This is a genomic window from Synechococcus sp. H55.9 (genome assembly GCF_047462355.1).
Lineage (GTDB): Bacteria > Cyanobacteriota > Cyanobacteriia > Thermostichales > Thermostichaceae > Thermostichus.
Map to the genome: position 1 here is coordinate 1 of NZ_JANSJB010000116.1, position 6,399 is coordinate 6,399.

Annotated in this window: 5 protein-coding genes; all 5 read right to left on the reverse strand. The window is 60.6% G+C overall.

Going from position 1 to position 6,399, the window contains the following annotated elements:
• The coding region (locus tag NW857_RS11835) for an ABC transporter permease (RefSeq protein ID WP_414369038.1) at window positions 1-985 on the reverse strand (985 nt) is incomplete at its 3' end.
• Between the two features lie 61 nt (window positions 986-1,046).
• Window positions 1,047-2,786 (reverse strand): ArnT family glycosyltransferase, encoded by a 1,740-nt coding sequence (locus NW857_RS11840; protein WP_414332320.1) that lies wholly within the window; start codon window positions 2,784-2,786, stop codon window positions 1,047-1,049.
• An 82-nt stretch (window positions 2,787-2,868) separates the two neighbouring features.
• Entirely contained in the window at window positions 2,869-4,569 is a 1,701-nt protein-coding gene (locus tag NW857_RS11845) for a DUF2254 family protein (protein WP_414332318.1), read from the reverse strand.
• 27 nt (window positions 4,570-4,596) lie between these two features.
• On the reverse strand, window positions 4,597-6,054 hold the full coding sequence (gene ftsY, locus NW857_RS11850) for a signal recognition particle-docking protein FtsY (protein ID WP_414332316.1): 1,458 nt from the start codon (window positions 6,052-6,054) through the stop codon (window positions 4,597-4,599).
• Window positions 6,055-6,122: 68 nt separating this feature from the next.
• Window positions 6,123-6,399 (reverse strand): zinc ribbon domain-containing protein (locus NW857_RS11855; protein WP_414369039.1); only part of this gene is annotated, 277 nt, incomplete at its 5' end.

Below are 6,399 nucleotides of genomic sequence, written 5' to 3' on the forward strand. Positions count from 1 at the left end.
ATCCCTGAATGATGCCGGCCAGCGAAGACTCCAGTTGCAAAGAGAGAGGCAGTTGCAAGCTGCCGATGTTGAGGCTGCTGAAGAAAAAGGCAATCGGCAAAATCAGCAGCGGGTTAAAGCCGGCCAGCATCACCACCAGCAAGGCCAGAAAGCCCAAGTTGCTGGAAATGTTGGGGATGAGACGATGGAACAGAGCCAACACCTGCAAGGCGCCCGCCAGCCCTGCCAGTCCTCCACAGCAGGCAAAGGCCATGAGCAACCTTTGGGTAGCCGGGATCCCCAGCCGGAAGGCAGCTACGGGGTTTTTCCCCACCGCCCGCAACTGCAGGCCAAAACGGGTGTTGTGCACCACCAGCAGCGTCAGGACCAAAGCCAACAGGGCCAGCAGCAACGCCACCGGACTGGCCTCTGACCGCCCCCAGGTGGGCAACCAGAAACGGGGATCCAACAATTCTGTTCCGCTCATGGAAGCCACCCCTGGCCTTTTCCAAGGGCCGAAGATCAGGTACAAGACCCAGCCTTGGGCAACAAAGTTCAGCCCCAGACCGGCGAAGATCTCGTTGACCCGTCCCCACACATTCAGGATCCCGGCCAACAGGCCCCAGCCCGCCCCGCCCAGGATCCCGGCCAAAAGTGCCCAGGTAATGGCCAGTGGCGGTTCCAGGCGCACCAGAAAGGTGGCCGCAATGGCCCCGACCACCATCTGCCCTTCGATGCCCAAGTTGTAGAGACCGGCAACAAAGGTGAACACCAGTCCACAGCAGCAGAGGACAAGAGGAGCCAGCGTCGCCAAAACCCGGCCAAACTGAGCTTCGCTGCCAAAGGCCCCCTGCCACATGCTGGCTGCCACCTGGAGAGGTGAAGCCCCCGCCAACAGGATCACCCCTGCCACAAACAGCAGCGCTGCCAGCCAAGCCAATCCCTGGATTGCCCAGGTGCGCTGCGGAGACAACCACGACCGGCCCGATGCCTCGGCTTCCACCATGCGCCGTCACCTCCTCCCAAGTTCTCAAGGAGCAATGTTTAGAGTTTTGATCGTAAACGCCTCAGGAAGGCTCCCCGCTGGCCGCATCTGAGAGGGAGCGGTGCACCAGTTGCCAGCCCTCCACCTCGGCCAAAGGCTGCAGTCCCAAGTCTTCGATGTCAACCTGTTCTGCCTGCACAGGGGATACCCAAAGGTAGTCTCCATGCTCCCCTTGTTGCAGAGCCTGATCATCCACCCATCTTCCCGGATTGGGCGTATAAAAGGCGATGGCCTGCGCCTGACAGACATCCGGCAAGCCGCTGCGGCCAATATCCACCACGGGAAAACCAGTGTCTGCAGATCCCAGCATCTGTTTCCAGTCCATCTGGGCAAAAGCAGGGCTGAAATTGCCGAAGTCAGGCCGCAGGAGGATGCTCACCATGGCGAGAATCCCGGCAGCTAGGAGTGTGCCCAGCCAGAGCTCCCCGGCATGGTGCAGCACCCGCCGCCAGCTCCAGATCCCTGGCAGCAAGAGGTACAAAAGCCCCATCACCACCAGAGGCCAGGCATGGGGTTGTAGGAGCTGCAGACCGTCTACGCCCAGGCGGACGGCTACCCCCAAACCCAAAAGCAGCAGCCCTACCGCCGCTAACCCCCAGGAGAGCACCTGGGCCAGGTGGGGTCTGTCTCGCCGAGAACCTCGTCCCGCTGTCCCAGTCGAGGCGGTGCGGAGCGGAAACGGCAGAGCTTGATCGAGGACCACCCCCGCCAGCAGAGCCAGCCAGGGATAGAGCTGCACCGTGTAGTAGGGGGTTTTGGTGGGATAAAGCTGCAATAGAACCAAAAGCAGCAGGGGAAAAGACCAGATCAACAAAGTGGATGCCGGCTTTTGCCGCACCAAGAGAATTCCTCCCACCACCCCCAAAACCGTCCAAGGAAAGCCGTGGGCCGGGATGTGCCAAAAGTAGTACCAGCCGGTGGCATCGGCATGGAAGGGTTCTTGCCCCAGATCCCACACCTTTCCCACCAAGGTGGCCAGCACCTCGGAACCGTATATCCCCATGGCCGGCACCAGCCAGAGGCCAAAGATCCCCAGGCCCAGCAACATCCCCAGCCAAAAGGGGGCGGATCCCAGCCAGTGGCGCCGCTGCTGCACCCAGTAAGGGATCAAAGCCGCTGCCGGCAGCAGGATCATGGCGCTCTTCATCAAAAGGCCCAGCCCAAAGGCCACCCCCACCAGCCAAAACCAAACTGGGTGGCCGCGGCTGCCGTTCACCAGCCCCAGGATCCCCAAGAGCTCCAGGCAGGTCAGGGGCACATCTTGCCCCACCAGCCGCCCCTGCTGTACCCAGAGGTAGCAGAGGGGCAAAACCGCCATGCCCAGCAGGGCCGCCCGTGTCGGCAAAAAAGCCCGCCCAATCCAGCCCACCAGAGGAATGGAGAGCAAAGCGGCCAGGATCCCGGGCAGCCGAGCCGCCCATTCGTTGATGCCGTAGAGGGCAAAGCTGAGGGCCACGCTCCAGGTGAGCAGAGGCGGTTTCTCGAAAAAAGGCTCCCCCAAAAAAGTCGGCCCCAGCCAGTTGCTCCCCCACAGCAGCTCGCGGGCCATCTGGGCATAAAAGCTCTCGTCGCAGCCAGCCAAACTGGGATCCGCCCCCGAAAGCACAAACAGGGGCACCGCCAGGCCCATGATCAACAGGCTCAGGCCCCAAAAGGGCAACAGGTGCGGGTCGCGGCGAAACTGGACAAAAGAGCTGGTTGCCGGCAGGGATCCTCGGCTGGGAGAACTGCCCAGACGGTTAGGTTGGCCGAAAGGACGCATGAGACAAGCCTTCTGGAACGACACCAAGGGGCGGCTCTGACCAAACTAAACTAAACCCTGCGGTAAAGAGATCTGGCTTTTTTTACGGAAGCTCCAGGGATCTAGAGGCGCTCTCCAGCTTATCTGCCAGAGAGGTCAAGCCCTGAAACCAGCCGAAAAACTGCTCGGCATAGGGTTGCAGGGCCGGTTCGAGGTAGTAGAAGTTCTCCCCCCGGTCGGTGAACTCCCAAAACTCCGCAGCCGTAGAGAGCAGCTCTTGGCGGATGCTCTGCAGGCGCGCCGAGGGCTCGTGCTGCATATCCCTGTAGATCAACTTGGCCAAATCCTCCCGCCCACGGCTGAGAAAGTAAGCCGCCAGCCGCACCTGGGTTTTGCGGATCCCGCGCAAGGTATTCTCCTGTTGCTCGCTTTCGGGGTCTTGGTCTAGGCGTAACAAGGCCTGCACAATGGCTTCGGTTGTTTCCGACTGCAGAGCACAGCTCAACTGGGCCAGCCTTCCCAGATCGAAGCCAAAGGTTTCCGAAAGGAAAAAGAGGCCGGCCTTGTAGGCAGTCAAGCTGTAGTAGCGAAAGTAGTCAACAATCTGCAAGACCAGGGCCGACTGACGGTGGTGTAGGGCTGCCTCGGCCAGCAGGCGGTATTGCTTGAGCAGGTTGTAGCCACCGCGGATGTCGCGCGCGTTGATGACAGCCCGCAGGTAGGTGTTGAAAAACTTGATCACCCACCCCGCTACCGTGAGTCGTTGGGTTTCCAGGGCGCGGATCCCCAGCTCCCGGCTGTGAATGGCCACCAGGGTGCTCGCCTGCTGCATGCCGTTTAGCCCCTCGACAAACAAGGCCTGATACTGCCGCAAGATCTTCAGCTCCAGCCAGGATCTCTCTGCCTCGATCTGGCTCAATAGGCCCTTATCCACCGAAGCAAAGTCCGGATCCCGCTGCAGAGCCGCGGTCAAGAGAAACCAGGTGGGGTGCAGTTGTGCTTTGTGCTCGGCATAGAAGATCCATAGAGACTTTAGACTATCCAACGCTTCCAAGAAAATGCTTCCCTCCTGTTGGCGGAGAGCGCTGGTGGCGATGCTTTTGATCTCATCGAGGGCAGCAAGGCAGCGCTGATGAGCTGGCGAACATTGGCCTGTTGGAGAGTGCTGCTCTGTTGCCACACCACGCCGACGCCAGCGAGAGAAACGACTCTCCTCGAACCCGAAATCAGATCCCAATCTTCTGGAGACAAGGGATCCCAGGACGGCCTGCCGCACCTGCTGCTCAATGCGACGGATGATCGAGGTCGGTTGCAAGAAGTTAAACACAAAGCGAAAGTAGGGGATCAGCACCAAAAACGAAGCTGTGCCCAGCAGCAGGTTCAGCCCGATGAGCAGCCCCGGATGTCCGCTGGCGGGATCGTAAAAGCTCAGGGCTATCGAGCTCCACAAACTGACCACATTGGCCAGGATCAGGAAAAAGAAGAGATAGAAGTTGACCTGCTCGCGCAAAAACAGCTCGGTGACCTTCGGGGTGAAGCGATCCGCGCTCAACTGCACCACAATGGCCACCACCGAGAGGGTAACGCCCAACACCCCCGACAACACCTGGGTCAAGGTGGCTACAAATTCTTGCAAAGCCTCTGCATCCTGGGTGGATCCCGTCCAGGCCAGGTTCAACCCGCTCTGGATCCAGCGGTGCCCACCCCAGGCCCAAAGCAAACCTGCTCCCACCCCCGCAGCGCTCCAGGGCAGAAGGCGAGGGCGACGCCCAACACAGTTGGGAGCTGTGTGTATCTCTTTCACGGTGGCTTTTCCCAGAAAGGGGGCGCCTCAATACTCGCTCAGGAGAGCTTCCACAAACTCATAGCTGGAAAAAGGCCGCAGATCTTCCAGCCCCTCGCCGGCGCCGATGAAGCGGATGGGCAAGTGCATCTGTTGTGTAATGGCCAGGGCAATGCCCCCCTTGGCGGTGCTATCCAGCTTGGTCAGGATCACGCCGCTCAGCTTGGCCACTTCGGAAAACACCGCCGCTTGGCGCAAGCCGTTTTGCCCTTGGGTGGCATCCAGCACCAGCAGGCTTTCCACCTTGGCTTCAGGAGCTTTTTTGTCGATGATGCGGCGGATCTTGGCCAGCTCCTCCATCAGGTTTTTCTTGTTTTGCAGACGGCCCGCCGTATCCACCAAGAGCAGCTCGGTGCCCCTGGCCTGGGCGGCTGTGATGGCGTCAAAGACCACCGCCGCCGGGTCAGCATTGGGAGAAGGATTGGCGATCACCTCTACCCCCGCTCGTTCTGCCCAAACCTTGAGCTGCTCCACCGCGGCAGCCCGGAAGGTGTCGGCAGCGGCGATCAAGCAGCGGTACCCAGACTCGCGGGCCACATGGGCAATTTTGCCGATGGTGGTGGTTTTGCCCGCTCCATTCACCCCGACAATCAGCCAAATGTTGAGCGTGCCCCGTTGCGGCGCAAAGGTGGGATCCCCTACCGTCAACATCTGGCGCATCTGCTGCTTGAGGTATTTGACCGCCTCCTCCGGCGGCACCACCTCCTCGCGCATGCGCTTTTGTAGGGCTTGGATGATCCGCTCGGTGGCATCGATCCCCACATCGGCCTGCAGCAACAGGGCCTCAATTTCTTCTACAGCTTTCTGGTCGAGGGGGCCACGGCCTACCAGGGCCTTCAATTGGTTGATTAGGTTGAGGCGGGTTTTGCCCAAGCCTCGCCGCAGCTTTTGCAGCCAAGAGATCTCTTCTACGGAGATCTCTTCCGGTTTGCGCCCTTGGGCCGCCAAGATCTCGGCTGACCAGCGGAAGCCTTCATCGAAGACCAGCTCTTCCGGCCCGGTCTCGGGAGAGGGAGCGACGGCTGGGGTCATCGGCTCCGGCTCTTCCACAGCGCTGGCTTGCAGGGCTTGCAGACGCTCGGCAGCACGGGGAGCCAGATCGAAAAACGAGGGAGCTGCCGCCGGCTGCACAGAGGGTGATTCTGGAGATACCGGTTCTTTTGTTGGAATAGGCTCCGGAGGCGAGGCCGGTGGCTGTGGCTGGAGAGCTTCTGCAGGGATCCCTTCTATTTGCCCATCTGTTTGCTCAAGCGGGACGGAGTCCTTGGCTGGGGCCTCCTGGCCAGCGGCACGGGCCTTCAGGTTGGCATAGGCGGCTTTGGCGAAGGCCAAATAGTCTTCGGGGGAGATCTCCGCTGGCTCCGTGGCCGACGTGGGGTCTGGTGGCGAAGGCTTTGCTTCACCAGGGGAGTCGGTATAGCGGCGGCGAAACCAATCGAAGGCCATAATCCCAATCTCCAGCCAGACTGTTTTTTTCCAGTTTGACAGAGCAGACCCTAGAGCGCAGCCGTAAACTACCCGACTCCGACCGCTAAGCGGTACGGAGCGGGCTTAAGCGCTCCGCGCCGCTGACGCGAAGGGTAGCCCTGCAGTTGGCAAGCCAACCACGGACCTCTAGGCCGGTTTACAGCGACCCCCAAAAGCGCAATCACGTTGGCACCGTTAAAATCTGCATCCCCTTCCCAACCACAGACCGGGTTCACACAACGAAAATGCTTCCCTTCCCGCTGCCCAAGCCACAAACACCGGTGGCAGGTCTGCGAGCTGTAGGCAGGCGGCACCACCACCACC

What these genes read in the sequence shown, in the direction of transcription:
- NW857_RS11840 (WP_414332320.1), bottom strand. Translation starts at nt 2,786, where the DNA reads ATGCGTCCTTTCGGCCAACCTAACCGTCTGGGCAGTTCTCCCAGCCGA.
- ftsY (WP_414332316.1), bottom strand. Translation starts at nt 6,054, where the DNA reads ATGGCCTTCGATTGGTTTCGCCGCCGCTATACCGACTCCCCTGGTGAA.